Genomic DNA, 26,332 nt, shown 5'->3' with positions numbered 1-26,332 from the left:
CCACGCGGGGCGCTCGATCACGCATAAGGAGGCAGTGTGAGCCAGGAATTGGGGCCCATCCCCGATGAGGGCGAAGTCGTCCTCTACGAGAAGCGCGGCCCGATCGCGGTCGTCACGCTGAACCGCCCGGACTTCCGCAACGCGCAGAACTCGGTCATGACCTACGCGCTCGACGCCGCCTTCACCAAGGCCGTCGAGGACGCCGAGGTCAAGGTGATCGTCCTGGCCGGGGCCGGAAAGCATTTCAGCGCCGGGCACGACATCGGCACGCAGGGCCGCGATCATCACATCTCCTACGAGAACCAGGCCGTCATGTGGTGGGACCACGTGGACCGGCCGGGCGGCGATCAGCGCTTCGCGCGCGAGTCCGAGGTGTACCTGGGCATGTGCCGGCGCTGGCGGGAGATCCCCAAGCCGACCATCGCCATGGTGCAGGGCGCGTGCATCGCGGGCGCGCTCATGCTGGCCTGGGCCTGCGACATGATCGTGGCCTCCGAGGACGCGTTCTTCTCCGATCCGGTGGTGCGCATGGGCATTCCGGGCGTCGAGTACTTCGCGCACCCGTGGGTGCTGGGTCCGCGCCGCGCCAAGGAGGTGCTGTTCACCGGTGAGCGCTTCACCGCGGCACAGGCTTACGAGTGGGGCATGCTGAATCGCGTTGTCCCGCGCGCGGAGCTGGAGGCGCAGACCTTCGCGCTGGCCGAGAAGATCGCGGAGATGCCGCAGTTCGGGCTGGCGCTGACCAAGAAGGCCGTCAACCAGTGCGAGGACCTGATGGGGATGCGCGCGGGCATGGATTCCGTGTTCGGCCTGCATCACTTCGCGCACGCGCACAACGCCGAGGTCGGCACAGGCTCACTGGGCGGTATGGACGCGAAGTCCATGAAAGCGGCCGCTACTACCAATGACGGGGCAAAGTAAGTGGATCTCGAATTCGACAGCAAGACCGAGGAATTCCGCGCCGAGGTGCGCGAGTTCCTGGCGGCCAACAAGCCCGCCGCTCCCCTGCCGTCCATGGACACCAAGGCCGGTTTCGAACTGCACCGTGAGTGGGAGGCCAAGCTGGCCGACGCCCGCCTGTCGTGTGTGGCCTGGCCCGCCGAGTACGGCGGCCGCGACGCCTCGCTGACCGAATGGGTCATCTTCGAGGAGGAGTACTACGCCGCGGGCGCGCCGGGTCGCGTCTCGCAGAACGGCATCTTCCTGCTCGCCCCCACCCTGTTCGAGCACGGCTCGCCCGAGCAGCTGGCCCGCATCCTGCCGAGAATGGCGCGCGCCGACGACATCTGGGCGCAGGCGTGGTCCGAGCCGGAGGCCGGTTCCGACCTCGCGGGCATCCGCTCCACCGCCAAGCGCACCGAGGGCGGCTGGCTGCTCAACGGCCAGAAGACCTGGAGCTCGCGGGCCTCGTTCGCGGACTGGGGTTTCGGCCTGTTCCGCAGTGACCCGGAGGCGCAGCGCCACAAGGGCCTCACCTACCTGATGTTCCCGCTCACCGCGGAAGGCATCACGGTGCGGCCGATTCCGCAGCTGGACGGCGAGCCGGGCTTCGCGGAGATCTTCCTGGACAACGTGTTCGTCCCGGACTCCGACGTGATCGGTGAGGCCAACAACGGCTGGAAGGTCGCCATGGCGACCTCCAGCAACGAGCGCGGTCTGTCGCTGCGCGCCCCGGGCCGGTTCACCGCCACCGCCGCCAAGCTGATCGAGCTGTGGCGCGACTCGGCCGCCGAGTCCGACACCGCCGCCGCCGACCGCGTCGTGGACGCGTGGGTGGGCGCGGAGGCGTACCGCCTCAACACCTGGGCCACCGTCACCCGCCTGGCCGACGGCGGCCAGCTGGGCGCGGAGTCCTCGGTGAACAAGGTGTTCTGGTCGGATCTGGACATCGCCATGCACGAGACCGCGCTCGATCTGCACGGCGCGGCCGCGGAGCAGGAGTCGGCCTGGACCGACGGTTACCTGTTCTCGCTGGCGGGCCCGATCTACGCCGGCACCAACGAGATCCAGCGCAACATCATCGCCGAACGCCTGCTCGGCCTGCCGCGATAGCCACAGGGAGGACGACGACATGCGATTCGCATTGACCGCAGAACAGAACGATTTCGCCGCCAGCCTGCGCAAGATGGGCGAGGCCGCCAAGACTCCCGGCCTGGTCCGGGCGTGGGGCGAGGGCGAGGCCGCCGCCGGGCGCGCGCTGATCGGCCAGCTGGCCGAGGCGGGCGCGCTGGGGCTGACCGTCTCCGAGGACAATGGCGGCTTCGGCGCCGGACCGGTCGAGATGATCGTGGCCTTCACCGAGATCGGCCGGGCCGCCGTGCCGGGTCCGCTGGTGGAGACCGCCGCCGCGATTCCCGCACTGCTGCAGGCGCTTCCGGATGCCGCACTGGCCGCCGAGCAGCTGCCGGAACTGGCCGAGGGCGCGAAGCTGGGCACCCTCGCGGTGACCGCGTCGGCCGGCGCCAACGCGGGCCGCTCCGCCGGTGCCGCCACCGCGCTGGACGCCGATATCGCCGACCTGGTGCTGATCGCCGAGGGCGACCGCATCGCGGTGGGCACCGCCGGTGACCTGGTGCCGTCGGTGGACGCGGCGCGCCGCCTCTACACCGTGACCGCGGGCGAGACCCTGGCCGAGGGCGAAGGCGTCAGCGCCGCAATCGATCTGGCCTTCGACACCGCCGCCCTGGCCGCCGCCGCGCAGCTGCTCGGCGCGGGCCGGGCCATGCTGGACACCAGCGTCGAGTACGTGAAGCAGCGCCAGCAGTTCGGCACCCCGATCGGCCGCAACCAGGCCATCAAGCACCACCTGGCCAATGCCCACATCGGCCTGGAGATGGCGTTGCCGCTGCTGTATCGGGCCGCGCTGACCCTGGAGTCGGGCGCGGACGCCGAGACCCGGGGCCGCGACATCTCCGCGGCCAAGCTGGCCTGCGGCGAGGCCGCCTACCAGACCGCGCGCATCGCGCTGCAGGTGCACGGCGCGATCGGCTACACCGCCGAATGCGATCTGTCGCTGTGGCTGACCAAGGTCACCGCCCTGCGTTCGGCCTGGGGCACTCCCGCGCAGCACCGCGCCCGCATCGCCGCGGCGCTCCGGGCCGGGAACGTCGCATGAGCAGTCACTTCTACCCCTGGGGAGCGCAGGCATGAGCCTCACTGCCGAACAGCAGGAACTCGTCACCACCGTGCGCGCGGTGCTGACCAAGCACGGTGACAGCGCGGCCATGCGGCGCGGGCTGGAGACCGAGCGCGGCTACGACGAACAGCTGTGGAAGCTGCTGTGCGAGCAGGTCGGCGTCGCGGCCCTGGCCATTCCGGAGGAGTTCGGCGGCATCGGGGTCGGCCTGGTCGAATCCCTGCTGGTGGTCGAGGAGCTCGGCCGCACGCTGTCCGCGCCGCCGATGCTCGGTTCGGCCGTGCTGGGTGTGCAGGCACTGCTGCTGGCCGGGAACGCCGAGGCCAACGCGCGGCTGCTGCCGGAGGTCGCCGAGGGCGCGCGGACGTTGGCGCTGTGCTGGGCCGCGGCGAGCGGCTGGGACGCCTTCGGTGTCCGGTCGGCCGGCGGAACCCTCTCGGGCTCCGCGCATTACGTGCTCGACGGCGCGTTCGCCGACACCCTGCTGGTACTGACCGCCGAGGGCCTGTTCGAGGTCGCGGCGGACGCGGCGGGCGTCACTCGCACCGCCGTGGTCACCCAGGACCCGACCCGCAAGCTGGCGCGCGTCGACTTCGACTCCGTGGCGGCGACCCCGCTGGGTCAGCTCGACGTCACCCGGCTGCGCGAGATCGCCTGGGCCGCAATGGTGGCCGAGCAGATCGGCGCGGCCGAGCAGTGCCTCGACATGACCGTCGAGTACTCGAAGTCCCGCGTCCAGTTCGGTCGCCCGATCGGCAGCTTCCAGGCCCTCAAGCACCGCATGGCCGACATGTACGTGCTGGTGGAGTCGGCGCGCTCGCTGGGTTACCTGGCCATCGCGGGTCTCGCCGAGGGCGCGGTCGAGCCGATCGACATCCAGGCGGCTCGCCTGCACGCCATCGACACCTTCAACCACGTGGTGTCGGAGACCGTCCAGATGCACGGCGGCATCGCCATCACCTGGGAGCACGACGCGCACCTGTTCTTCAAGCGCGCCCACGCCGACGCCCAGCTGTTCGGCACCCCGGCCCGTCCCCTGGCCCGCCCGGCCTAGCGGCGAGGCCTCCGGACACGGCCCGTGCGCAGTTGCGCACGGGCTGCTGCCCTGACAACTACGGCTCCTGCAGTATCCGGGGCGATCGAGTTGTTACTCCACAACCTCGGTTGACGTCGTCCTTCGGACGGCGTAGCGGTGCTGCGACCGCGTGAAATCGTCGCTCGCGGAGAAGGGTCGGCTCGATTCGCCATCTAGCACGGAACGACCGATCCATCTCAGCAAGGACTTGCTCCTTGGTGCAGTCACGCAGGCCGCCATGAGTCTGGGAACGTCCCAGGACATTTCGGGCAGCGTTGATGTCTGCAAGGAGCTTCTTACCGCAGAAACGGCATGAGAACCGCTTCTGGGAGATCCTGTTCTTCTTGTCCACGTAGCCACAGCCGGAACAGCCACGGGACGTATGGGTCGAGTTGACCGTGGTGACGGTAATCCCACGGGTCGCGGTGAGTGACGTGAACTTGGCACTCACTGCCGCCCTGCCCGCTCGGCTCACTATCCGATTCAATCGCCGCGACAGACCGCCCGAGCGGAAGTCCAACTCCTCCACAACCAACTCCCGAATATCGCTGTCTGCCAACCGATTGAGGACCCGGCCTACCTCGTTGCGGACATGTTCGCGGATACGGCACCCTCGACTCGCAGCTGGGCACGTGGTGACTTCTTCGCCAAGGCGAAGGACACGCTTCCTGCCTCACTGACGCTGATCTGGCAGAAGTTGCGCACCTCGCCTGCAGCGTCGTTGAAGTAGCCGTATCCCCGCAACGGGATGTTCACTGGCCTGCGCTTTTCGAGGGTGGACACCCTAATCCAGTAGTCCGCATACGGTTTCTGCGATACGGAAACCTTCGCGATGGTGCCGTCCATCGCCATTGTGCGAACCCCGGAGAGGTTGGGGAACGGGTGCTTTCGCAGCCAGTTCGCAATCAGTGACGCGGATATCCGGATCGCCTCTTCGGAGACCTCGATCCCACACGTGGCGGCAGGCATGCAACCCACCGCCCACCACGCTCCGCGGATGTTGATTCGGCACAACTGCTCCCGGAGGTCCCCGTCAGCCAAGGAAAGAGCGCATATCGCGGCACGCAGCCCGACCTTCGCTGCTGTTTGCCAAGCCACAAGCGCTGCGTTGGCCTGACTGATGACCGATCTCCATTGCCGCTGAGACAGATACCCCGGCAGCGATTTCGTCTCTTGTGGACTGAGCCAGCCGAGCGCAGTTACACCTGCCTTCAACTTTCGCACCTGGATGAACTGCACATGCACCAATCCCCGCTGCCACCATGGCAGCACTGCCGCCACAGCATCGAGCTTCCCGCGATTAGCTGTGGTCCGAAGGCGGTACATACGGATGGTGCTGCGATCATCCACACCAACGGACGCTACCTAGGTATTCTAAGCCTTGTTCGAGATCCCTTGCTACTTGCCGGAAAACGCCCAGATTCAAACGCGTTTCCGAGTTGCGTGTGTGCCGACTGGTCGGCGCACTTCGAGGACCCCACTCGTGGAGTGCGGTCCATGTTCCGGAGCGCCCCGTACCATCCCGCTCATGAACCAACCGATGCCGCCGCAGCAGCCTTACCAGCAGCAGCAGTACCCGCCGCAGGGTCCCGGCCAGCAGCCGTATCCCCCGCAGGGCCAGGCCCCTTACCCGCAGCAGGGCCAGCCGCAGCCGCAGCAGCCTCCGGCCCCGCAGTTCCCGATCCTGGTGTCCACCATGAACGACGTGCCCGGCCAGGAGATCGTCCAGGTGATCGGCGAGGTCGCGGGCCTGACCGTCCGCAGCCGCGGCCTCGGTGCGAATTTCGCGGCCGGGTTCCGGGCATTGGGCGGCGGCGAGATTCATGAATACACGCAACTGCTCTATCAGTCGCGGCACGAGGCGATCATGCGCATGTGCCAACATGCGATGGCGTACGGCGCGAACGCGGTGATCGCGATGCGCTTCGACTGCAACGAGATCGCCAACACCATGAGCGAGGTCGCCGCCTACGGCACCGCCGTCGTGGTCAAGCCTGTCGAGAAGTAGCCCGGCCGGTCAGTGGTGCAGTACCTCGACCTCGCGGACCGGCTTCTTGCGGCCGAACCTGGCGCGCAAGGGGTAGATCGCCATCACCACCAGGAGGCTGACGGTGGAGGCGATGAGCTGGTTGCGCTGGTCGGGGTTGCGGGCCATGGCCACGAAGACGGCGAACAGGGCGATGACGACGGCCCAGCTGACGTAGGGGTAGCCCCACATGCGGTAGCTGAGGGCGGCGGGGTCCTCGCGGCGGAGGCGGGCGCGAAGTCGTAGCTGGGAGAACATGATCGCCACGTAGACGAAGGCCAGCACCACGCCGATGGAGTTCACCAGGAAGGTGAAGACCTTGTCCGGGGAGACGTAGGAGGCGATGACCGCGCCCCAGGCGGCGATGGTGCCGAGCAGGACGGCCCGCGCGGGGACGCCGCGCTTGTTCAGTTTCACCAGGGCGGCGGGCGCGTCGCCGTCGCGGGTGAGGACGTAGAGCATGCGGGAGGAGACGTAGATGGCCGAGTTCAGCACCGACAGCACCGCGGTCAGGATGACGACCTGCATGATGGTGCCCGCGGCGGGGATGCCGATGTGCTCGAGCGCGCTGACGAAGGGGCTCTTCAGCACCTTGGCGTCGTTCCACGGCAGGATCGTGACCACCAGGAAGATCGAGGCCACATAGAACAGGCCCACCCGCCACAGCACGCTGTTGGTGGCGCGGGTGACCGCCTTGGCCGGTTCCTTGGTCTCGGCGGCGGCGACGGTGACGATCTCGGTGCCGCCGAAGGCGAACATCACCACCACGATTGCCGAGAAGATGCCGGTAACCCCGTTGGGTGCGAAACCACCGTGGCCGGTGAGGTTCGAGAATCCGGCCTGCGACCCGGGCCAGAGCCCGAAGATCCAGGCCAGCCCGACAGCCAGGAAGCCGACGATGGCGACCACCTTGATCGAGGCGAACCAGAATTCGAACTCGCCGAACGACTTCACCGACATCAGGTTGACCGCGGTCATGATGACCAGCAGCCCGGCCGAGAGCACCCACTGGTCCAGGTCGATCCAGTTGCCGAGGATGGCCGCCCCGGCCACGGCCTCGGCCCCGACCAGGATGACGTAGAGGTACCAGTACAGCCAGCCGACGGTGAATCCGGCGAACGGGCCCATGGCCAGGCGCGCGTACTCGCCCATCGATCCGGCGACCGGGCGGGCCACCACCATTTCGCCGAGGGCGCGCAGCACGCACAGCACCACCAGCCCGGCGGCCGCGTAGGAGAGCACGGCGGCGGGCCCGGCGGTCTGGATGACCGAGCCGCTGCCGACGAACAGCCCGGCGCCGATCGCGCCGCCGATGCCGATCATGGTCATATGGCGGCGCCGGAGCCCGGTGCGCAGGCCCGGCGGCTCGGGTGGCGTCGTTCCCCGCGGGAGTGTGCCGTCCGGCCCCGTCACGCGCGCCTCGACCGGTTCCGACATCTGACCGCCACCTTCATGTTGCCCACAAATTGCCAGACCACCCTATCGAGCCTGGTCAGCCGGGGAAAATCGCCTCCGGCACCCCGTTCGGCCGCCATCGGCCCGCATCCCGAATCCGCTTCGCCGCCAGCCGTTTCCATTCCGGGCGTACCGTCGGACCTATGACCGAGACTCAGCGCGGCCGAGTACGCGTCGAACCGAGCGCCAAGCGGGTACGCGCCTACCTCGGCGGTCACCTGGCCGCGGACACCGTCACCCCGACGCTGGTGTGGGAGTCGCCGCACTACCCCACCTACTACCTGCCGGTCGAGGACCTGCGGGTCAAACTCGAACCCAATGGCAAGACCCGCCCCTCCCCGAGCCGCGGCATCGGCACCGAATTCGATGTGGTCGCCGACGGCCAGGTGGCGGCCGGCGCGGCCGTCCGGCACCTGGACTCGCCGCTCCCGGAACTGCGTGACCTGGTGAAACTGGATTTCCACGCCATGACCGAATGGTTCGAGGAGGACGAGCCGATCTACGTCCATCCGCGCGACCCGTACACCCGCGTGGACATTCTGGCCAGCTCACGGCACATGCGCGTCGAATTGAACGGCCAGGTGCTGGCCGATTCGCACGGCCCCCGCATCCTGTTCGAGACCGGCCTGCCGCCGCGCTACTACGTGCCGCTCACCGATGTCCGCATGGATCTGCTGACGCCGTCGGACACCACCACCCAGTGCCCGTACAAGGGCACCGCCGAATACTGGAGCGTCCGCCTCGGCGACGAGGAGTTCCGGGACCTGGTCTGGATCTACCGCACCCCGCTGCCGGAGAGCCAGAAGATCGCCGGACTGGCGTGCTTCTACAACGAGAAGGTCGACATCTGGATCGACGGCGAACTGCAGGCCCGCCCGCACACACCGTTCGGCTGAAACCCTCAGTCCCCCAGGATCTCCGACACCAGCCGGGGCAGCGCCGCCCCGATCGGGTCGCGCACGATCTCGGCGGCGTACTCGTCGTAGGGCGTGGGCTCGGCGTTCACGACCACCAGGTCCGCACCCGCGTCCACCGCCACCGCGCACATCGAGGCCGCGGGCTCCACCTGGAGTGAACTGCCCACGGCCAGAAACACTTCCGCGGTCTCCGCGATCTGCACCGCCGCGCGGATCGCGTCGGAGTCCAGGTGCTGGCCGAACATGATGGTCGCCGCCTTGAGAATGCCGCCGCAGTCCGGGCAGGCGGGATCCGGTTCCCCGGCGGCGACCCGTTCCAGCGTCGCCGCCATGGAATCGGTGAATTCGCAGTCGACGCAGACGACTTCGAACATATTGCCGTGGATCTCCACCACGGTCTCCGAGCCGGCCCGCTGATGCAGCCGGTCGATGTTCTGCGTGATGATCCCGACCTGCCGCCGTTGCGCGAGCCGCGCCAGCGCCCGATGGGCGTCGTTCGGCGTGGCCGTCAAGGCCGGATTGTCGCGGCGGGCCAGCCAGGCCCGCGCCCGCAGTTCCGGATCGGCCACGTAGTTCTGGTAGGTGGAGAGCAGTTCCGCGATCGGATCCTCGGTCCAGACCCCGCGCGGCCCACGGAAATCCGGAATCCCGGAATCGGTGGAGATGCCCGCGCCCGTCAGTACCCCGATCGGCCCCTTGCGTGCACGCCAGTCCGTCACACCTGCCAGCCTAGGCTCACCCGCGGCGTCCCCGCCTCCGGTTTACCGGCCGTTCAGCGGCGCGGCGGCGCGGGCCTCAGACCGCGATGACGGCGGGCTGGTCCGCCGCGCGCCGGTATTGCCCTGGGGCCAGGCCGTATTCCCGCTTGAACGCCTTCGCGAAGGCGAACTCGGACTGGTAGCCGACCTTGCGGGCGAGGGCGGATAGCGGCGTATCGGATTCCCGCAGCAGCCGCGCCGCGGTGAGCATGCGCCAGCGGGTGAGATAGGACAAGGGCGGCTCGCCGACGGTGGCCGTGAAGCGCCGGGACAGGGTGGCCCGCGAAACACCCGCCAGGGCAGCCAGTTCCGGCACCGCCCAGGACCGCTCGGGCGCTTCGTGCATGGCGCGCAGGGCGGCGGTGACCGCCGGGTCGGTGAAGGCCCCGGCCCAGCCCGTCGGTTCCCCGGCCCGGTCGTCGAACCAGGCGCGCAACGCGAACAGCAGCATGGTCTCCAGCAGGGCCGGGATGGCGGCGTCGGTGCCCGCGCGCGGCTCGGCGATCTCGGCCGCGAGCAGATCCACCGCGCCGCGCAGCGCCGGGTGCCGGCCGGGACGGGCCGGGAGATGCATGAAATCGGGCAGTTCGTCGAGCAGCGGGTGACTGCGCCGGCGACCCAGCTCGTAGGCACCACAGACCAGCACGCAGCGCGCGCCCGGCCCGGCGATCTCGCGAGGCTCACCCGGCCGCGCCCGCTCGGTGACCGGACTGTCCAGGCTGTCGACGAGGACGTGATCCGCCCCGCGCGGCATCAGGATCACATCGCCCACGCCGAGCGCGATCGGTTCCCCGTCCGGCGGCACCAGCCAGCACGAACCTTGCAGCACCACATGGAATCCCGTGCCCGGGACCACCGGATAGCCGCGCCCCCAGGGCGCGTGCCGCACGAACATCCCCGAGGTCGGATGACCGGTCCGGATGGCGGAGATGGTCTCGCTGAGCAGATCCACACACTCACCATACCGCTCAGGCATGAGCGTTTCAGGCATCGATCCGACCAATTTATCCACGTATCCGCTCACTACGAGGATGGTTCGAATTGCGCATTCACGCCACTCGGCATCGCCCGATGTGGCGAATGACAGCATCACCCGGCATCCGGAAATACAGTGGGCCGATGAGCGACGACCGTCCGAAACTGGCCGCAGAATTGGATCTTCAGCCGCATCCCGAAGGGGGCTGGTATCGCGAAACCTGGCGCAGCGCGGTGGAATTCACGCCGGAGGGCTATCCGGGGGCGCGGGCGAGCGGGACCGCGATCTACTTCCTGCTGCTGCCGGGTGAGAAGTCCGCGCCGCACACGGTGGCCTCGGACGAGATCTGGTTCTGGCATCGGGGTGGGCCCCTGCTGCTGAACATCGGGGGTGAGGAGATCCTCCTCGGACCCGATGTGGAGCAGGGGCAGCGCCCCCAGGCGGTGGTTCCCGGCGGGATCAGCCAGGCCGCCCGTCCGGCGGGAGACGACTACGTCCTGGTGAGCTGTGTCGTCTCGCCCGGATTCGACTTCGCCGACTTCCGGCTCGACTGAGGCATTTCCGGTGGGTCGAACGACGTCAGTCGTCGATCCCGAGAATCCCTTCCGCGACCGCGTGGTCGATGGTCTTCTCGAGATTCGGGCACGAGTCCGGCTTCCCGGTGGTGGGCCCGGCCTCGGCCAGCTTGCGGAAGACCGGGCAGTGGTCGGCCGGGTTGACCGTCCACTGCACCGTCTTCTGGTTGTGGCTGTGCTTGCGCACGAGCACCTCGGTGCCGCAGGACTGGCACGCGATCGGCGTGAGCCCGGACTCCATGTAGTGCTCTTTGTCGACGACCGTCTGGGCGCGCACCCGCGCTCGCTGTTCCGGCCGGTCCGCGAAATCGGGTGCCTTCGCCCAGGTGGTCATCAGGCGTTCGCCTCCTGCGCGGCGGCCGCCTCGGCCTCCGCCTTCTTGCGCAGGTTCTCCTCGACCTCGATACCCCACTGCTCGTTGGCCTTGGAGGTGTCGATCTCGAATTCGAAGCGCTGCGTCATCTTCGGGTCGATGTCGGCGACATCGACGTAGAACTGCTCGTACCAGCGACGCAGCTGGTAGACCGGGCCGTCTTCCTCGGTCAGCAGCGGGTTGTCGATCTTGGACTTGTGCTTCCAGATCTCGACGTCCTGCAGGAAGCCCTCGGACACGCCCTCGGTCATCTTGGCGGCGAACTTGGCCGCCTGCGCCTCGGGCAGCCCCTGCGGCTTCTGCAGCGACACACCCCATTGCAGCACGAACGAGTCCTGCGAGACCGGGTAGTGGCAGTTGATGAGGACCGTCTTGACCTCGAAGCCGCTGTAGATGTTGAGCAGCGGGTTGATCATGTACGACGGGCCGAAGTACGACGCCTCGGACTTGAGCAGCACGTCGATGCCGTTCGCGGCCGCCTTGCCGATGTCCGGGCGACCCTTGGTCTCGAGGTACTGGGTGGCGACGTGACCCTCGAGGACGTTCTTGAAGTACGTCGGGAAGGCGTAGTGGATGTAGAAGAAGTGCGCCATATCCACGACGTTGTCGATGATCTCGCGGCAGTTGGAGCCCTCGATCAGCAACGAGTGCCAGGTCCAGTCGGTCCAGCCGTCGTTGAGGCTCTCCGACGGGGTGCCGTCGGCATTGGTGTACGGACCCTCGATGTAGGGGATCGTCACCTCGTCCGAGGGCGGGTTGCCCTCGTGGTCGTGCCACACGTACAGCTGACCGTTGCGCTCGAGCGTGATCCACGCGCGGGTGCGGGCCAGCGGGGGCACGCGCCGGGCGTAGGGGATACCGGTGCACTTGCCGTCGCCGCCCCAGCGCCAGTCGTGGAACGGGCAGGCGATGGAGTCGCCCTTGACCTCACCCATGGAGAGGTCGCCGCCGAGGTGGCGGCAGTAGGAGTCCAGGACCTTCAGTTCGCCCTGGCTGTTCATGAAAACGACCAGCTTGGTGCCGAAAATATTGACCGAGTGCGGCTTGCCGTCCCGGAAGTCCTTGGCCAGGCCTACACAGTGCCAGCCCCGGGCGAAACGGGTGGGCGCGGTGCCCACGTCGATCTCGCGGACCTTCCCGCGGGGCCCTTGGGGGGATGTCGCCATTTTCCTGATCCTCCTATGGATGTACTAGAACACGTTACAAAATCGGCTGACCGTTTGCCAGCGATAGGACCAACTACCTGGATGGGGAGTCTCTGAGCTGGGCGTGAACCGCGTTCTCGACAGGAATAAGAACGTGTTCTACTCTCAGGGGCAAACGAAGACCGCTTCCGGTACCAGCACCAGGCAGGAGCATCTGGCGAGATGACGCAAGAAGTAGTTGAGCGGGTAGAGGCGCTGCTGCCCACCCTGCGTGAGCGCGCCCAGGAGACCGAAGATCTGCGCCGCCTTCCGGACCAGACCGTCAAGGATCTGCAGGCGACCGGCTTCTTCAAGCTCGTGCAGCCCAAGCAGTGGGGCGGCTACGCCGCGGATCCGGTGATCTTCTACGACACCGTCCGCAAGCTCGCGAGCGCGTGCGGTTCCACCGGCTGGTGTGCCGGCATCCTCGGCATCCACAACTGGCACCTGGCGCTGTTCGACCAGAAGGCCCAGGAAGAGGTCTGGGGCAACGACACCGAGGTCCGGATCTCCTCCTCCTACGCCCCGATGGGCGCGGGCGTGGTGACCGAGGACGGCTCCGGCTACACCGTGAACGGTTCGTGGGCTTGGTCTTCCGGCTCCGATCACGCCGACTGGGTGTTCGTCGGTGGCCCGGTCATCAAGAACGGCAAGCCGGTCGACTTCGGCTCGTTCCTGATCCCCCGCAGCGAGTACGTCGTCAACGATGTGTGGCACGTGGTCGGCCTGCGCGGCACCGGCTCCAACACCGTCGTGGTCAAGGACGTCTTCGTTCCCAAGCACCGTTTCCTCAGCATGCGGACCATGGGCGAACTGAAATCGCCTGGCCTGGAACAGAATACCGATCCGCTGTACAAGATGCCGTGGGGCAGCATCCATCCCGCGACCATCACCGCGCCGATCATCGGCATGGGCTACGGCGCCTACGAGGCGCACGTCGAGCACCAGGGCAAGCGCGTGCGCGCCGCCTTCGCCGGCGAGAACGCCAAGGACGACCCGTTCGCCAAGGTCCGCATCGCCGAGGCCGCCAGTGACATCGACGCCGCCTGGCGTCAGCTGTCGGGCAATATCGCCGACGAGTACGCGTGCATCGTGGCCGGCAAGGACGTCCCGTTCGAGATGCGGGCCGCCGCCCGCCGCGACCAGGTGCGCGCCACCGGCCGCGTGATCGCCTCCGTCGACCGCCTCTTCGAGGCCGCCGGCGCCACCGCGCTGGTGGAAGGCACTCCGCTGCAGCGCTTCTGGCGTGACGCCCACGCCGGCCGCGTGCACGCCTCGCAGGATCCCGAGCGCGCCTACGTCATGTACGGCACCCACGCGTTCGGCCTGCCGGTCACCGACGGAATGGTGTAATCCGTGACCGCCGTAGAGGAAATCACCTACGAGTCCACCTCGCGCTTCGCGCAGGTGCGGCCGGACCTGAAGCTGCACTACCACGAGGCGGGCGTCGGCAACGGCCCCACCATCGTGCTGCTGCACGGCGGCGGTCCGGGCGCGAGCTCCTGGTCGAACTTCGCCAAGAACATTCCGGTGCTGGCCAAGGACTTCCACGTCCTCGCCGTCGACCAGCCCGGCTTCGGGCAGTCCGACAAGCCGACCGAGCACCCGCAGTACTTCGTGCACTCGTCCTCGGCGCTGAAGGACCTGCTCGATCACCTCGGGATCACCGATCGCGTGCACCTGCTGGGCAATTCGCTCGGCGGCGGCGCGGCCACCCGCTTCGCGCTGGACTACCCGGACCGCGCCGGCAAGCTGGTGCTGATGGGCCCGGGCGGCCTGTCCACCAACCTGTTCGCGCCGGACCCGACCGAGGGCGTGAAGCTGCTGTCCAAGTTCAACTTCGAACCCACGAAGGAGAACCTGGAGGCGTTCCTGCGGATCATGGTCTTCGACCAGAAGCTGATCACGCCGGAACTCGTCGAGGAGCGTTTCGCCTCGGCCTCGCAGCCGGAATCCCTGGCCGCCACCCGCGCCATGGGCAAGTCCTTCGCGGGCGCCGATTTCGCCAAGGGCATGATCTGGCGGGACGCGTTCAAGCTGCGGCAGCCGGTGCTGATGATCTGGGGCCGCGAGGACCGCGTGAACCCGATCGACGGCGCGCTGGTGGCGTTGAAGATGGTGCCGCGCGTGCAGCTGCACGTGTTCGGCGGTTGCGGCCACTGGGCGCAGCTCGAGAAGTTCGACGAGTTCAACCGCCTGGCAACCGACTTCCTGCTCGGCGTCAAGGAGAAGTGACCATGATCAAGGCGCTCGGTTATATGCGCATCGAGGCCACCGATATGGCGGCCTGGCGCGAATACGGCCTCAAGGTGCTGGGCATGATGGAGGGCACCGGCAATAACCCGGACGCGCTCTACCTGCGCATGGACGACTTCGCCGCCCGCCTGGTGATCGTGCCCGGCGAAAAGGACCGGCTGCTGGTCTCGGGCTGGGAGGTCACCGACGCCCGCGGCATGCAGAACCTGCGCGAAACCCTGGCCAAGGCCGACGTCGCCTTCACCGAGGGCACCAAGGAAGAGCTGGCCGAGCGCCGGGTCGAGGGCATGATCCGCTTCCAGGATCCGGCCGGGAACACCCTCGAGGCGTTCTACGGCGCGCAGTACCTGGGCCGCCGTTTCGTCAGCCCGTACGGCCACAAGTTCGTCACCGCCGAGCAGGGTCTGGGCCACGTGGTCCTCACCTGCACCGACGATGCCGCGGCGCAGGCGTTCTACCAGGACGTGCTGGGCTTCCGCCTGCGTGACTCCATGCGTCTGCCCCCGCAGATGGTGGGCCGTCCGGCCGACGGCGACCCGGCCTGGCTGCGCTTCTACGGCTGCAACCCGCGCCACCACGCGCTGGCGTTCCTGCCGCTGCCCAACCCGACCGGGATCGTGCACCTGATGGTCGAGGTGGAGAACTCCGACGATGTCGGCCTCTGCCTGGATCGCGCGAACCGCAAGAAGGTCAAGATGTCGGCTACTCTCGGCCGGCACATCAACGACAAGATGCTGTCGTTCTACATGAAGACGCCGGGCGGGTTCGACATCGAATTCGGCTGTGAGGGACTCGAGGTCGACGACCACTCGTGGATCGCGCGCGAGTCCACCGCGGTCAGCCTGTGGGGCCACGACTTCAGCGTCGGATTCAAGTAGCGAGCACGGACAGGGGCGGCAGAACAGTGACCGAGGCAGAGTTGACCAAGGACGTGACCACCGACGGGCACCCCGTCATCGATGGGCGGCAGTTCCGGAATGTGCTGGGGCAGTTCTGCACCGGCATCACCGTCATCACCACCTTCGACGGCGAGGACGGCGAGCGGGCGCCGATCGGCTTCGCGTGCCAGTCCTTCGCCGCCCTGTCCCTCGATCCGCCGCTGGTGCTGTTCTGCCCCACCAAGGAGTCCCGCTCCTGGAAGGCGATCGAACGCAACGGCAGTTTCGCCGTGAACATGCTGGCCGAGGAGCAACAGCCGGTGTGCGCCCGCTTCGGCTCCCGCGAACCCGACAAGTTCGCCGGAATCGACTGGCACACCTCGGAACTGGACCTCCCGGTTTTGGACGGCGCGTTGGCCACGATCCAGTGCACTGTGGACAACGTGCTCGACGGCGGCGATCACTACATCGTGATCGGCCGGGTACAGGCCCTGTCGGAGTCCACCGACTCCGGCAGGCCGCTGCTCTTCTACCGCGGCCAGTACACGGCCATCGAACCGGAGAAGACGACCCCCGCCCCCTGGCGCGCGGACCTCGAACACTTCCTCACCACCACGACGTTGGATACGTGGTTGTAGGACGGGTTCCTCCAGAACCCTGGCGATAAGCGAAAGGCCCCTGTGGAATTCATCCACAGGGGCCTTTCTCGTCTGTGCGCATTGTGGATAGATTCGGCTCCCGGGGTCAGGCGGCGGCGCGAGCCTGGCGGCGGTATTGGCCGGGAGCCAGCCCGTACTCGCGCTTGAACGCCTTGCCGAACGCGAACTCCGAGCTGTATCCCGCTCGGGCGGCGACCTTGTCGACCGCCATGTCGTCCTCGCGCAGCAGGCGGGCGGCGGTGGTCAGCCGCCAGCGGGTCAGGTACGCCAGCGGCGGTTCGCCGACCATGGCGTTGAACTTGCGGGCGAAGGCGGCTCGGGACAGGCCCGCGTGATCGGCGAGCGACTGCACCGTCCAGGGGGCGGCCGGATCGTCATGAATGGCCGCGAGCGCCGGGGCGACCGCCGGATCACGCAGCGCCGCGGCCCATCCCGCCGCCGCCGACCGCGGCTGATCCTCGATCCAGGCGCGCAGGATGTAGAGCAGCAGGGAATCGATGAGAGCGGGCACGATCCCGTGCGATCCGATGCGCGGGTTGTCGAGTTCCACGCCGAGCAGCTGGATCGCGGCGGCGAGTTCCGGATGGCGTCCGTGCCGCGCGGGCAGGTGGATCACCGGGGGCAGCTGCCGCAGCAGCGGATGCGGCCGCTGGCCGTCGAGGTGATAGTTGCCGCAGAGCAGGCTGGTGGCCGGGCCGTCGCCGCCGAGCCGCACCGCCCCGATCGGGGGTCCCTGGATGTACTGCTCGGGGCGGGGGATCTCCGGAGTCGTGTCCGGATGGTCGGCGAGGATGTGGCCCGCGCCGTCGCGGACGAACACCACATCGCCGGGCCCGATCGCGATCGGCGGGTCGCTGCGATCGGTCGGATAGAACCAGCAGGTGCCGTGCAGCACCACATGGAAGCCGGCACCCGCGGTGGACGGCAGCTGCAGCGCCCACGGCGCGCGGCCCTCGGTCAGCACCGAGTGCGCCACGCCGGTCCGCATGGAGGCCAGCGCCTCACTCAGGACATCCATCGCCGCTCTCCTCCGCCTCCGGGACCCGGGCCGCGACCCGGGTTCCCCTCCGATTATTCGCCGCCGCGGTCACTCCACGGTCAGCACCACCTTGCCCACGGTCTGCCCGCTCGCCACCAGCTCGTGCGCCTTCCCCGCCTCCTCCAGCGGGAGCGTCTCGGCGACGGTCGGCCGCAGCTCGCCCGCGTCGACCAGCTCCGCGATCCGTTCCAGCGCGGCGTAATCCGGCTCCACGGAGACGCCGGCGAACTTCCTCCCCGCCGCCTCGACGGCGGCCGCCACCGCCGGGTTCATGTGCTCGGAGATCGTCACCAGCGTCCCACCGGGTTTCAGCACCGACAGCGAGTGCTCGGCATCGGCGACGGAGTGGAAGACGACATCGACATCCTCGACGACCCGGGTGAGATCGGTGGTCCGGTAGTCGATCACCTCATCGGCGCCCAGCGCCTTCACGTAGTCGTGCTTGCCCGCGCTGGCCAGCGCGATCACATACGCGCCCCGGGCCTTCGCGATCTGCACCGCCAGGTGCCCGACCCCACCGGCCGCCCGATGGATCAGCACCCGATCCCCCGGCCCGATCCCCGCCTTGTCCACCAGTCCGTGCCACGCGGTCAACGCCGCCAACGGCAGCGCCGCCGCCTCGACATGCCCGATCGACCGGGGCTTGCGGGCCAGCTGCCGCGAGGGCGCGGCCACGTACTCCGCGTAACCGGTTGCGGCCCTGGGGAAGAACGGCATCCCGTACACCTCGTCCCCGATGTCGTACCGCGCCCCGGGGCCCACCGCCTCGACCACGCCCGAGATATCCCACCCGACCCCGAACGGCGGCTCGCCCAGCAACGGGAACGCCCCCGACCGCACCACCACGTCCACCGGGTTGACGCCACTGGCCCGCACCCGGACCAGCACCTCGCCCGGCAACAACGCGGGCTTCGCGACCTCCACGACCTCCAACACCTCGGGCCCACCGAAGCTCTTCTGAATGACCGCCCGCATCGCTCTGCCCTCCAACGCTCTCCCCGGTCCGTCCCTCGAACCGATACCGACAACGTTAGGCAGGCCGGAGAAGACTCTGAATAGCCTGGAATCTCCGTTATTTGTCCATTCGTATCGTCCTGACGATGATTGACTTCACGGTGGCCTCCGGAAACGACACTGGGCCGCAACCGGAGTCGGTTGCGGCCCAGTGCAGGACAAGGGTCAGGCGTTGGCGGCCGACTTTTCCTTCTCACGCTGGAGTTCCAGGGCGATGTCGATGAGCTGGTCCTCCTGGCCGCCGACGAGCTTGCGCTGGCCGGCGCGGACGAGCATTTCGGCAGCCGAGACGCCGTAGCGTTCGGCCTGGCGCTCGGCGTGACGCAGGAACGACGAGTAGACGCCCGCGTAGCCCATCATCAGGGCCTGGCGGTCGAGCAGGCACTCGGACGGCATGGCCGGGCGGACCACGTCCTCGGCGGCATCGGTGATGGCGAAGAAGTCGACACCGGTCTTGATGCCGAGCTTGTCGCAGACGCCGATGAAGGCCTCGACGGGCAGGTTGCCCGCGCCCGCGCCGAAACGGCGTGCGCTGCCGTCGATCTGGGTGGCGCCGGCGCGCACGGCGTACACCGAGTTCGCGACGGCCAGGCCCAGGTTCTCGTGGCCGTGGAAGCCGACCTGCGCGTCGTTGCCGAGCTCGGCGACGAGGGCGGAGACGCGGTCGGAGACCTGCTCCAGGACCAGCGCGCCGGCGGAGTCGACGACGTAGATGCACTGGCAGCCGGCGTCGGCCATGATGCGGGCCTGCTTGGCGAGGTTCTCCGGGGTGGTGGAGTGCGCCATCATCAGGAAGCCGACGGTCTCGAGGCCGAGATCGCGGGCCATGTTGAAGTGCTGGATCGAGACGTCGGCCTCGGTGCAGTGGGTGGCGATGCGGCAGATGCTCGCGCCATTGTCCTGCGAGATCTTGATGTCTTCCTTGACGCCGACGCCCGGCAGCATGAGGAAGGCGATCTTGGCCTGCTTGGCGGTCTCGGCCGCGACCTTGATCAGTTCCTGCTCAGGGGTTTTCGAGAAACCGTAGTTGAACGAGGAACCGCCGAGGCCGTCACCGTGGGTGACCTCGATGACCGGCACGCCGGAGTTGTCGAGGGCGGCGACGATGTCGCGAACCTCTTCGACGACGAACTGGTGGCGCTTGTGGTGCGAGCCGTCACGCAGCGACGTGTCGGTGACCCGGACGTCGAGATCGGCGGAGAACGGCTTCACGATAGAGTTGGCGCGGCTCGCCGCGGCGTTCGAATTGCTCACTGTCGGTTCTCCTTACACCCGAGCCGAGAGGATCTGGTCGGCCAGCACATTGCCCACCTGGGTGGCGGCCGCGGTCATGATGTCGAGGTTGCCCGAGTACGGCGGCAGGAAGTCGCCCGCGCCCTCGACCTCGACGAAGATCGACACCTTCGCCATGCCACCGGAAACCAGCGACGGCTCGTCGAACTGCGGCTCGTTGAGCAGGCGGTAACCGGGCACGTACTCCTGGATGGCCTTCTCCATGCGGTGCACCGACTCGGTGATGGCGTCGCGGTCGGCGTCCTCGGGGATGGCGCAGAAGATGGTGTCGCGCATGATCATCGGCGGCTCGGCCGGGTTCAGGATGATGATCGCCTTGCCGCGCTTGGCGCCACCGATGTTCATGACACCGGCGGAGGTGGTCTTGGTGAACTCGTCGATGTTGGCGCGGGTACCGGGACCGGCGGACACCGACGACACCGACGCCACGATCTCGGCGTACTCGACCGGCACGACGCGAGAAACCGCGTGCACCATCGGAATCGTGGCCTGGCCACCGCAGGTGATCATGTTGACGTTCATCTCGTCACGCAGGGTGTCGAGGTTGACCGGCGGGATGACCGCGGGGCCGACGGCGGCCGGGGTGAGGTCGATGGCACGGATGCCGGCCTCGGCGTACTTCGGCGCGTAGGCGCGGTGCACGTACGCGGAGGTCGCCTCGAACAGCAGGTCCGGCTTCTCCGGCAGTGCCAGCAGCCAGTCCGCGCCCTCGGCGGAGGTCTCCAGGCCCAGGCCGCGGGCGCGCTTGAGGCCCTCGGAATCGGGGTCGATGCCGATCATCCAGCGCGGCTCGATCTTGTCCGAACGCAGCAGCTTGTACAGCAGGTCGGTGCTGATGTTGCCGGACCCGACGATCGCGGCGGTGACTTTGCTTGCAGTCACGGCTTTCTCCTACTCGGTGAGGTCTGTGTCAGTCGGGGCGGCGCTTACGCGAAGCCCAGGTGGACGGAACCGAGTCCGGCGAACTCGGCGATGAACTCGTCGCCCGGGCGGGCGTCGATGGCACGGGTGCAGGAGCCGGGCAGCACGATGTCGCCCGCCTTCAACCGCACGCCGAACGAGGCGACCTTGCGGGCCAGCCACGCCACGGCGATGGTGGGGTCGCCGAGCACGGCGTCGGAACGGCCCTCGGCGATGACCTCGCCATTGCGGGTCAGCACGGCGTCGATGGCCTTGATGTCCAGCAGTTCCGGCGCGACGCGGGCCTGGCCGAGCACGTAGCCGGCCGAGGACGCGTTGTCGGCGATGGTGTCGCAGAGGCCGATCTTCCACTCCTTGATGCGGGTGTCGATCAGCTCGATGGAGGGCGCGTAGGCGACGGTGGCCTTGCGGACGTCCTCTTCGGTGCAGTCCTCGCCGGGCAGGTCAGCGCCCAGGATGAACCCGACCTCGACCTCGACGCGGGGGTACAGGTACTTGGAGGTGTCGACCGGAACGTCTTCGTAGACTTCCATTTCCGCGAGCAGGTGCCCGTAGTCGGGCTCGTCGACGCCCATCATCTGCTGCATGGCCTTGGACGACAGGCCGACCTTGTGGCCCACCACCTTCGCGCCACCGGCGAACCGCTGCCGCATGTTGATCAGCTGGATCTCGTAGGCATCGACCACGTCGATCTCGGGGTGCCGCGCGACCAGCGGGTCGATCGGGGTGCGATCCCGTTCGGCCGCGGCGAGTTCGTCAGCCAGTTCCTTGCGTAGCGCGTCGGTCAGCACGCTGTTGTCCTTCCATCGGGGGTACCGGCCGGTGGCCCTACGGTGACGAGACTGGAAATTGAAACGAGTTTTTGTGAAGAACATCGCTTCGGCAGTCCCATCTGCCAGACCAACATAGACCAAACCAGGATTGATTCTATAACGTGTTCTACATGACTGATCGGGATTACGACGTGGTGGTGGTCGGCAGCGGTGCCGCCGGTATGTCCGCCGCCCTCACCGCTGCGCACCACGGTCTGCGCACGGTGCTCATCGAAAAAGCCGCTCATTACGGCGGTTCTACCGCGCGTTCGGGCGGTGGCGTCTGGATTCCCGGAAACAAGGTGCTCAAGGCCGCCGGCAAGGGCGACGACCTGGACGAGGCGCGGACCTACCTGTACAGCATCATCGGCGACGTGGTGCCCAAGGAGAAGATCGACACCTACATCGATCGCGGCGCCGAGGCGTTCGACTACGTCCTGGACCACTCCGCGCTGAAGATGACCTGGGTGCCGGGCTACTCCGACTACTACCCGGAGGCACCGGGCGGCAAGGCGGACGGCCGCTCCTGCGAGCCCAAGCCCTTCAACCTGAAGGTACTGGGCGCAGAGCGCTTCAATCTGGAACCGCCCTACAGCAAGGCGCCGCTGAACGTGGTCGTCATGCAGGCCGACTACAAGAAGCTCAACCTGATCCGCCGCCACCCGAGCGGCATGCTGCGCGTGCTGCGCGTCGGCACCCGCTGGGCGTGGGGCAAGGTCACCGGCAAGGCGCTGGTCGGCATGGGCCAGGCGATCATCGCGGGCCTGCGCAAGGGCCTGCTGGACGCGAACGTGCCGGTGCTGCTGAACACCCCGCTGACCGGCCTGGTCATCGAGAACGGCGTGGTCACCGGCGTCGAGGCCACCGAGAACGGCGAGACCGTCCGGTTCAACGCCAAGTACGGCGTGATCCTGGGCAGCGGCGGTTTCGAGCGCAACGCCGATATGCGGCACAAGTACCAGCGTGAGCCCATCACCACCGAGTGGACCACCGGCGCCGAGGCCAACACCGGCGACGGCATCCGCGCGGGCATCGAGGCCGGCGGCGCGATCGACTTCATGGACGACGCGTGGTGGGGTCCGACCACCTTCCGCGGTGAGGGTCGTCCCTGGTTCTGCCTCGCGGAGCGCAACCTGCCCGGCAGCATCATGATCAACACGCAAGGTCAGCGATTCGGTAATGAGTCCGCTCCTTACGTCGAGGCTGTGCACACCATGTACGGCGGCGAATACGGGCAGGGTGAGGGTCCGGGCGAGAACGTGCCGTGCTGGCTGGTGTTCGACGAGCGCTACCGGTCTCGCTACATCTTCGCCGGATTGCAGCCTGGCCAGCGGATTCCGTCCCGCTGGATGGAAAACGACCTGATCGTCAAGGCGCCCACGGTGGCCGAGCTGGCCGAGCGGATCGGCGTTCCGGCGAACCAGCTGGCGGCGACCATCGAGCGCTTCAACGGCTTCGCCGAGACCGGCAAGGACCTCGACTACAACCGTGGCGACAGCGCCTACGACCGCTACTACGGCGACGAGACCATCAAGCCGAACCCGTGCCTCAACAAGCTCGAGGTCGGCCCGTTCTACGCGGTCAAGATGGTCCCCGGCGACCTGGGCACCAAGGGTGGTCTGGTCACCGACAACGACGCCCGCGTGCTGCGCGAGGACGGCACCGTGATCGAGGGCCTCTACGCCGCCGGCAACACCTCGTCGCCGGTCATGGGCCACACCTACGCCGGTCCCGGCGCGACCATCGGACCCGCGATCACCTTCGGCTACCTGGCCGCCCTCGATATCGCCGCCAAGGCGAAGAACGGCGCGCCGGTCAAGGCCGACAAGGCGTCCTGAACCGTCCCAACCCGGTTCAGGATCGGGTTGGGCGCGAGTCGGGTCACGTCGAGTCCGCGCCCAACCCACCCACACATCCCGTCGTACCGCTCTATCCCGGCGGGGTGTGTGACGACAACTGAAGAACCCGGATCCGCCATCGCGAACGCTCTTTCCGATGGCGGGTCCGGCGTATGTGCCACCCGGTCAGCGGGCACAGGCTTGCGGACGCGGGCCCCGCGTTGAAACATCGGACCCAACGAACGGGGCTCGCGGGTTCGGTGCCACGACATCAACTCGGACCCGAGTGGGGTCGCGATCACGAGGAGAACTTTCATGCCCATCGACTTGAGCGTCGCGCTCGGCGCGCAGATCCCGGCACGCGATTTCAGCTGGTCGGCCAGCGACGTGCAGACCTACAACCTGGCGCTCGGCGCGGGCAACCGCTGGACCGACGCCGCCGAGCTGCGCTACCTCGACGACCGGGAGCCGGCCGTGCTGCCGTCCTTCGGCACCGTCGCGCCCTCGTTCCACGAGACCGAGGCGCCGAAGGTCAAGTTCGACGGCATCGACATCGACCTGGCGAAGGTCGTGCACGGCAGCCAGGAGATCATCGTGCACCGCCCGATCCCGGCGGCGGGCAAGGGTTCCATCTCCGGCAAGATCACCGAGATCTGGGACAAGGGCTCCAACGCCGTCATCTGGCGTGAGGACACCGCGGTCGGCTCCGACGGCGAAGTCCTGTGGACGTCGCGCTCCTCCATCTTCGCCAAGGGTGAGGGCGGCTTCGGCGGCGACCGCGGCCCGTCCGCGAAGACCGAACTCCCCGACCGCGCACCGGATTTCGAGGTGCTCACCCCCACCCTGCCGCAGCAGGCCCTGCTCTACCGCATGTGCGGTGACCGCAACCCGCTGCACTCGGACCCGGAGTTCGCCCGCAACGCCGGCTTCCCGAACCCCATCCTGCACGGCCTGTGCACCTACGGCCTGGTCCTCAAGACCGCCACCGACACCGCCCTGGCCTCGGATGTGTCCCGCGTCAAGGGTTTCCGCGCCCGCTTCGCCGGCGTCATGTACCCGGGCGAGACCCTCCGCTCCCGCATCTGGCAGCAGGACGGCGAGCTCGTCATCGCGGTCACCGTCGTCGAGCGCGACGACGCCCCCGTCCTCGCGGACGTGGTGCTCACCCACTCCTGAGCCGAACCGGGCCACCGCATCAGGGAGCCCTCATCGTGCGAAACCGAATCGGTTCCCGCGGTGAGGGCTCCCTTTTCGTGCGACAGGCAGGGTGGCGGCGCGGGCGGCGATGCGGACTTTCCCGGCCAGCAAACCGACCGTTTCGGTTTAAGTTCACGAAGGGTGGCGCCCGCATTGGAGAGGCGGGCTATCAGACTCCGTGGGTGACACAATAATTCGGCCATAAACCCCATACCGGGCGAATCCCCGGCATCGGCCACGCTATCGCGCGTCAGGGCCGGCTCCTATGCGAAGCCGATCGAGGGTCGAATCCATCCGGTCGATTTCACCAATTCCGTAGTGACACAGGAGATAAGCGCCGTCGCTGCCGTGGCCGACCGCCGACTCGGCGAGGAGTGCCGCACCGGCGATGGAGCGCGACCGGGCATGACCGTCCGCCACCTCGAAATAGTCGCAACCATTCAGCGTGCCGCGCGACCGAACGACCGGGGAAGTTGCTGAAAGCGGCCGAAATTCGATTGTTTCTGACCCAGGACACGCTGGAGGCGTAACGTCTTGGGACATACGGTGAATATCTAGCTAACCAACTGAATATCTAGCTGACTACATCCGATATACATGGAGAAGGTGAACGAATGGCCGCCTGGCAAGTGTTCACGGCCACCCTCGCAACGCTCGTGGTCACGGCAATCGCCATCATGAGCCTGCACCACCCCCACCAGGATCCGGATCGGCTCTCAGTGGATCGGATCCGCGATCGAATCACCAAGGAGCACAACGCTTTGGCGTTGGCTACCACCGCACCATCCTCCTGGTCGCACCTCGCCCCCGATCACCCCTTGGGCCTCCAGGAAGCCCACCGCACCATGCAGCAGCACCGCCGCTGCCCGGTCGCCGAATGCCAGCGCAAAGCCGCGGCATTCCGGGCGCTCATCGACGCCGGCCGCATCAAGCCGACCCGGATGCCGCCCGCGCTCCAATAATCCCCGCCCACAGTGGATTCCGTCCTGCTCGCGTCCTGCCGGAGCTCACAGACCGGTCAGGTAACCGGGCGGGACGGCGGCCACCAGCCAGACCCCATTGGCGCTGACCCGGAACTCGTGCCCGTCGCGGTGCATCGCGGCGGCGTCCACGGTCAGCACGATGGGTCGGCCTCGACGTGACCCGACCTTGACGGCGGTCTCGGTGTCCGCCGACAGATGGACGTCGTGGCGGCGCATGGGCCGCAAGCCCTCGGCGCGAATTCCGGGCAGGGCCGCGGCAACGGTGCCGTGGTAGAGCAGTTCGGGCGGCGTGGTCGCCCGGTACTCCAGGTCAACGGCGACACTGTGCCCCTGACTCGCGCGGATCCGGGTCCCCGTCGCGTCGAATTCGAAGCGGCGCTTGTTGTTCCGTGCCACCACCTCGTCCAGTTCGGGCCGCGTGACGGTGCGGCCGTACCGGGCCAGCGCCGCCAGCAGCGCGGCGACGTCCACCCATCCGGCCGAGTCCAGGGTGAGCCCGATCGCCTCGGGCGCGTGCCGCAGATGCCGGGACAGCCGCTTGGAGGTCCGGACCAGCTGTCGCTCGTTCATGCGATATTCGTTCATGTCGCGAGTGAAGCAGTCCCGCAGGCGGATTCGAAGCGATTTTCGCCCCGGCGGCTAGGCCGAGTCGCTGGTCAGTCCGCGCACCAGCATGGCGTACAACGCGATCACGGCGAACGGCGCGAGGATCGGCACCCAGGACAGTCCGGCGGGCAATACGGTCGCCGCCCCGGCCGCCACGGTGAACAGCAGCGCGCCCGCGACCGAGGGAATGGTGGTGGGCACCACGCCCGCCGGGGCCGACACGGTGGCGGTGTTCAGCAGGTAGGTGGTGGCGACCAGTCCGATGCCGCCCGCGACCAGCGCCCCGGTGCCGACCCAGGCCAGCGCGGCCATCGCGGCCAGTACCGCCAGCACCGCGCAGACCCGCCAGCGCCAGCCGGCC

General features: G+C 68.0%; 28 protein-coding genes. 14 read left to right on the top strand and 14 right to left on the bottom strand.

From position 1 onward, the window contains the following. Positions 1-36: 36 nt before the first annotated feature. Genes ACWELJ_RS15365 through ACWELJ_RS15350 form a run of 4 tightly spaced genes read left to right on the top strand, consistent with a single transcriptional unit; the run spans position 37 to position 4,190 of the window. Entirely contained in the window at positions 37-921 is an 885-nt protein-coding gene (locus ACWELJ_RS15365) for an enoyl-CoA hydratase (RefSeq protein WP_452366792.1), read from the top strand. After that, positions 922-2,052, top strand: coding sequence for an acyl-CoA dehydrogenase family protein (locus ACWELJ_RS15360; protein WP_452366791.1), 1,131 nt, complete (start codon positions 922-924; stop codon positions 2,050-2,052). It abuts the gene before it with no gap. A gap of 19 nt (positions 2,053-2,071) precedes the next feature. Continuing rightward, positions 2,072-3,115, top strand: a complete 1,044-nt coding sequence (locus ACWELJ_RS15355) for an acyl-CoA dehydrogenase family protein (protein ID WP_452366790.1) — start codon at positions 2,072-2,074, stop codon at positions 3,113-3,115. Between the two features lie 31 nt (positions 3,116-3,146). Then, entirely contained in the window at positions 3,147-4,190 is a 1,044-nt protein-coding gene (locus tag ACWELJ_RS15350; RefSeq protein ID WP_452366789.1) for an acyl-CoA dehydrogenase family protein, read from the top strand. 58 nt (positions 4,191-4,248) lie between these two features. Here ACWELJ_RS15350 and ACWELJ_RS15345 read toward each other — a convergent pair whose 3' ends face one another. Both ACWELJ_RS15345 and ACWELJ_RS15340 read right to left on the bottom strand, forming a co-directional pair. After that, positions 4,249-4,662 (bottom strand): zinc ribbon domain-containing protein, encoded by a 414-nt coding sequence (locus ACWELJ_RS15345; protein WP_452366788.1) that lies wholly within the window; start codon positions 4,660-4,662, stop codon positions 4,249-4,251. A 125-nt stretch (positions 4,663-4,787) separates the two neighbouring features. Continuing rightward, on the bottom strand, positions 4,788-5,561 hold the full coding sequence (locus ACWELJ_RS15340; protein WP_452366787.1) for a hypothetical protein: 774 nt from the start codon (positions 5,559-5,561) through the stop codon (positions 4,788-4,790). A 178-nt stretch (positions 5,562-5,739) separates the two neighbouring features. Here ACWELJ_RS15340 and ACWELJ_RS15335 point away from each other — a divergent pair, with 178 nt between their 5' ends. Next, positions 5,740-6,219, top strand: coding sequence for a YbjQ family protein (locus ACWELJ_RS15335; protein WP_452366786.1), 480 nt, complete (start codon positions 5,740-5,742; stop codon positions 6,217-6,219). A gap of 9 nt (positions 6,220-6,228) precedes the next feature. Here ACWELJ_RS15335 and ACWELJ_RS15330 read toward each other — a convergent pair whose 3' ends face one another. Then, positions 6,229-7,674, bottom strand: coding sequence for an amino acid permease (locus tag ACWELJ_RS15330; protein WP_452366785.1), 1,446 nt, complete (start codon positions 7,672-7,674; stop codon positions 6,229-6,231). A 161-nt stretch (positions 7,675-7,835) separates the two neighbouring features. Here ACWELJ_RS15330 and ACWELJ_RS15325 point away from each other — a divergent pair, with 161 nt between their 5' ends. Beyond that, complete coding sequence (locus tag ACWELJ_RS15325) at positions 7,836-8,588, top strand: DUF427 domain-containing protein (protein ID WP_452366784.1); 753 nt, start codon at positions 7,836-7,838, stop codon at positions 8,586-8,588. Between the two features lie 5 nt (positions 8,589-8,593). Here ACWELJ_RS15325 and ACWELJ_RS15320 read toward each other — a convergent pair whose 3' ends face one another. Continuing rightward, positions 8,594-9,328: an SIR2 family NAD-dependent protein deacylase gene (locus ACWELJ_RS15320; protein WP_452366783.1), complete on the bottom strand. Its 735-nt coding sequence runs from the start codon at positions 9,326-9,328 to the stop codon at positions 8,594-8,596. Positions 9,329-9,404: 76 nt separating this feature from the next. Continuing rightward, entirely contained in the window at positions 9,405-10,319 is a 915-nt protein-coding gene (locus tag ACWELJ_RS15315; protein WP_452366782.1) for an AraC family transcriptional regulator, read from the bottom strand. Positions 10,320-10,486: 167 nt separating this feature from the next. Between ACWELJ_RS15315 and ACWELJ_RS15310 the strand changes: the two genes are divergently transcribed. After that, positions 10,487-10,897, top strand: coding sequence for a cupin domain-containing protein (locus tag ACWELJ_RS15310; protein ID WP_452366781.1), 411 nt, complete (start codon positions 10,487-10,489; stop codon positions 10,895-10,897). Positions 10,898-10,922: 25 nt separating this feature from the next. Here the strand turns inward: ACWELJ_RS15310 and ACWELJ_RS15305 are convergent, their stop codons facing one another. After that, positions 10,923-11,252 (bottom strand): hypothetical protein, encoded by a 330-nt coding sequence (locus ACWELJ_RS15305; protein ID WP_452366780.1) that lies wholly within the window; start codon positions 11,250-11,252, stop codon positions 10,923-10,925. Continuing rightward, complete coding sequence (locus ACWELJ_RS15300) at positions 11,252-12,457, bottom strand: Rieske 2Fe-2S domain-containing protein (RefSeq protein ID WP_452366779.1); 1,206 nt, start codon at positions 12,455-12,457, stop codon at positions 11,252-11,254. Before ACWELJ_RS15300 ends, ACWELJ_RS15305 begins: the two co-directional genes overlap by 1 nt. A 201-nt stretch (positions 12,458-12,658) precedes the next feature. Here ACWELJ_RS15300 and hsaA point away from each other — a divergent pair, with 201 nt between their 5' ends. From hsaA to hsaB, 4 genes are read left to right on the top strand one after another with little or no spacing between them, the layout of a single operon-like run. After that, positions 12,659-13,828 (top strand): 3-hydroxy-9,10-secoandrosta-1,3,5(10)-triene-9,17-dione monooxygenase oxygenase subunit, encoded by a 1,170-nt coding sequence (hsaA, locus tag ACWELJ_RS15295; RefSeq protein WP_213558310.1) that lies wholly within the window; start codon positions 12,659-12,661, stop codon positions 13,826-13,828. A gap of 3 nt (positions 13,829-13,831) precedes the next feature. After that, on the top strand, positions 13,832-14,710 hold the full coding sequence (gene hsaD, locus ACWELJ_RS15290) for a 4,5:9,10-diseco-3-hydroxy-5,9,17-trioxoandrosta-1(10),2-diene-4-oate hydrolase (protein ID WP_452366778.1): 879 nt from the start codon (positions 13,832-13,834) through the stop codon (positions 14,708-14,710). Continuing rightward, positions 14,707-15,609: an iron-dependent extradiol dioxygenase HsaC gene (hsaC, locus tag ACWELJ_RS15285; protein ID WP_452366777.1), complete on the top strand. Its 903-nt coding sequence runs from the start codon at positions 14,707-14,709 to the stop codon at positions 15,607-15,609. The genes hsaD and hsaC overlap by 4 nt, the downstream gene beginning before the upstream one ends. A 26-nt stretch (positions 15,610-15,635) precedes the next feature. Then, positions 15,636-16,247, top strand: coding sequence for a 3-hydroxy-9,10-secoandrosta-1,3,5(10)-triene-9,17-dione monooxygenase reductase subunit (gene hsaB, locus ACWELJ_RS15280; RefSeq protein ID WP_452366776.1), 612 nt, complete (start codon positions 15,636-15,638; stop codon positions 16,245-16,247). Between the two features lie 106 nt (positions 16,248-16,353). Here the strand turns inward: hsaB and ACWELJ_RS15275 are convergent, their stop codons facing one another. From ACWELJ_RS15275 to ACWELJ_RS15255, 5 genes are all read right to left on the bottom strand, one after another. Then, positions 16,354-17,286 carry an AraC family transcriptional regulator gene (locus ACWELJ_RS15275; protein ID WP_452366775.1) on the bottom strand — a complete coding sequence of 311 codons (933 nt, stop codon included), beginning with the start codon at positions 17,284-17,286 and terminating at the stop codon, positions 16,354-16,356. A 69-nt stretch (positions 17,287-17,355) separates the two neighbouring features. Further along, the gene (locus ACWELJ_RS15270; protein WP_452366774.1) at positions 17,356-18,282 is read right to left on the bottom strand and encodes an NADP-dependent oxidoreductase; all 927 of its coding nucleotides are present in this window, start codon (positions 18,280-18,282) and stop codon (positions 17,356-17,358) included. A gap of 204 nt (positions 18,283-18,486) precedes the next feature. After that, positions 18,487-19,533: a 4-hydroxy-2-oxovalerate aldolase gene (dmpG, locus tag ACWELJ_RS15265; RefSeq protein WP_213560685.1), complete on the bottom strand. Its 1,047-nt coding sequence runs from the start codon at positions 19,531-19,533 to the stop codon at positions 18,487-18,489. A gap of 54 nt (positions 19,534-19,587) precedes the next feature. Beyond that, positions 19,588-20,496: an acetaldehyde dehydrogenase (acetylating) gene (locus ACWELJ_RS15260; protein ID WP_452366773.1), complete on the bottom strand. Its 909-nt coding sequence runs from the start codon at positions 20,494-20,496 to the stop codon at positions 19,588-19,590. 44 nt (positions 20,497-20,540) lie between these two features. Continuing rightward, entirely contained in the window at positions 20,541-21,326 is a 786-nt protein-coding gene (locus tag ACWELJ_RS15255) for a 2-keto-4-pentenoate hydratase (RefSeq protein ID WP_452366772.1), read from the bottom strand. Positions 21,327-21,478: 152 nt separating this feature from the next. On the opposite strand from ACWELJ_RS15255, the gene kstD reads away from it, so the two are divergent. From kstD to ACWELJ_RS15240, 3 genes are all read left to right on the top strand, one after another. Beyond that, positions 21,479-23,185: a 3-oxosteroid 1-dehydrogenase gene (kstD, locus tag ACWELJ_RS15250; protein ID WP_452366771.1), complete on the top strand. Its 1,707-nt coding sequence runs from the start codon at positions 21,479-21,481 to the stop codon at positions 23,183-23,185. 315 nt (positions 23,186-23,500) lie between these two features. Then, positions 23,501-24,361, top strand: a complete 861-nt coding sequence (locus ACWELJ_RS15245; protein WP_452366770.1) for a MaoC/PaaZ C-terminal domain-containing protein — start codon at positions 23,501-23,503, stop codon at positions 24,359-24,361. Between the two features lie 635 nt (positions 24,362-24,996). Then, complete coding sequence (locus ACWELJ_RS15240; protein WP_452366769.1) at positions 24,997-25,344, top strand: hypothetical protein; 348 nt, start codon at positions 24,997-24,999, stop codon at positions 25,342-25,344. Positions 25,345-25,389: 45 nt separating this feature from the next. Here ACWELJ_RS15240 and ACWELJ_RS15235 read toward each other — a convergent pair whose 3' ends face one another. Both ACWELJ_RS15235 and ACWELJ_RS15230 read right to left on the bottom strand, forming a co-directional pair. Continuing rightward, entirely contained in the window at positions 25,390-25,935 is a 546-nt protein-coding gene (locus ACWELJ_RS15235; protein ID WP_452366768.1) for an RNA 2'-phosphotransferase, read from the bottom strand. A 69-nt stretch (positions 25,936-26,004) separates the two neighbouring features. Continuing rightward, positions 26,005-26,332, bottom strand: a 328-nt coding sequence (locus ACWELJ_RS15230; protein ID WP_452366767.1) for a hypothetical protein, incomplete at its 5' end; no start/stop codon positions are given.

This window comes from Nocardia sp. NPDC004582 (assembly GCF_053602115.1).
Note: the sequence above shows the minus strand (reverse complement) of the source record. Positions and strands in the feature narration are given on the sequence as shown.

Bases quoted from the DNA above. Each gene is read 5' to 3' on its own strand.
- ACWELJ_RS15270 (WP_452366774.1), bottom strand. From the start codon at position 18,282: ATGCGGGCGGTCATTCAGAAGAGCTTCGGTGGGCCCGAGGTGTTGGAG.
- ACWELJ_RS15240 (WP_452366769.1), top strand. From the start codon at position 24,997: ATGGCCGCCTGGCAAGTGTTCACGGCCACCCTCGCAACGCTCGTGGTC.
- kstD (WP_452366771.1), top strand. From the start codon at position 21,479: ATGACTGATCGGGATTACGACGTGGTGGTGGTCGGCAGCGGTGCCGCC.
- ACWELJ_RS15350 (WP_452366789.1), top strand. From the start codon at position 3,147: ATGAGCCTCACTGCCGAACAGCAGGAACTCGTCACCACCGTGCGCGCG.
- ACWELJ_RS15330 (WP_452366785.1), bottom strand. From the start codon at position 7,674: ATGTCGGAACCGGTCGAGGCGCGCGTGACGGGGCCGGACGGCACACTC.
- ACWELJ_RS15245 (WP_452366770.1), top strand. From the start codon at position 23,501: ATGCCCATCGACTTGAGCGTCGCGCTCGGCGCGCAGATCCCGGCACGC.
- ACWELJ_RS15310 (WP_452366781.1), top strand. From the start codon at position 10,487: ATGAGCGACGACCGTCCGAAACTGGCCGCAGAATTGGATCTTCAGCCG.
- ACWELJ_RS15355 (WP_452366790.1), top strand. From the start codon at position 2,072: ATGCGATTCGCATTGACCGCAGAACAGAACGATTTCGCCGCCAGCCTG.
- ACWELJ_RS15325 (WP_452366784.1), top strand. From the start codon at position 7,836: ATGACCGAGACTCAGCGCGGCCGAGTACGCGTCGAACCGAGCGCCAAG.
- ACWELJ_RS15275 (WP_452366775.1), bottom strand. From the start codon at position 17,286: ATGGATGTCCTGAGTGAGGCGCTGGCCTCCATGCGGACCGGCGTGGCG.
- hsaA (WP_213558310.1), top strand. From the start codon at position 12,659: ATGACGCAAGAAGTAGTTGAGCGGGTAGAGGCGCTGCTGCCCACCCTG.
- ACWELJ_RS15305 (WP_452366780.1), bottom strand. From the start codon at position 11,252: ATGACCACCTGGGCGAAGGCACCCGATTTCGCGGACCGGCCGGAACAG.
- ACWELJ_RS15300 (WP_452366779.1), bottom strand. From the start codon at position 12,457: ATGGCGACATCCCCCCAAGGGCCCCGCGGGAAGGTCCGCGAGATCGAC.
- ACWELJ_RS15235 (WP_452366768.1), bottom strand. From the start codon at position 25,935: ATGAACGAGCGACAGCTGGTCCGGACCTCCAAGCGGCTGTCCCGGCAT.
- ACWELJ_RS15335 (WP_452366786.1), top strand. From the start codon at position 5,740: ATGAACCAACCGATGCCGCCGCAGCAGCCTTACCAGCAGCAGCAGTAC.